Below are 451 nucleotides of genomic sequence, written 5' to 3'. Positions count from 1 at the left end.
ACACACCGAGCAGGTAGCGGCTCAGTCCAACAAGCGATTATGCCGCACAAACAACGTGCCGCATAAATACTAAATAGTTAGGCATTTCGATGATTCAGGCGTTCGTTTTTATTTTTAGTATCTTATTCAGTTCATATACATTGTCATGTACATTTCCTATACATGGTTCTGAATATGATGAATTAATTAAGGTTCAAAAAAATGATATTCCTAATTCTTATCACTTAACTGTACCAAAAAAAATTAAAGGCTCTGGTTCAGTAAAGATTTATCTGTCTTATACAAAAGAAGGGGGCCAAGCTTTTCAGCTTGCAGAAGCCACAGAGGAACTTAGCTTCTGGTTTTCTTGGAGTGTTATTAACGGTGATTTTATAGCTTCACCTAAAAAAGAAATAAGATGGGACAGGCACAAATTTCTTGCATAATTGGGTGCTTTAACTACTGTTTATAC

General features: G+C 35.7%; 1 protein-coding gene. It reads left to right on the top strand.

The features are described 5' to 3' along the window. The first annotated feature begins 89 nt into the window (after positions 1-89). The gene (locus J8L98_RS24635) at positions 90-425 is read left to right on the top strand and encodes a hypothetical protein (protein ID WP_210998690.1); all 336 of its coding nucleotides are present in this window, start codon (positions 90-92) and stop codon (positions 423-425) included. Positions 426-451: the final 26 nt, after the last annotated feature.

Origin of the sequence: Pseudoalteromonas sp. MMG013 (assembly GCF_018100885.1) — a bacterium.
Taxonomy (GTDB): Bacteria; Pseudomonadota; Gammaproteobacteria; order Enterobacterales; family Alteromonadaceae; genus Pseudoalteromonas; species Pseudoalteromonas aurantia.
The sequence above is the reverse complement of the archived record's forward strand: the minus strand, read 5'-3'. Positions and strand labels throughout refer to the sequence as shown.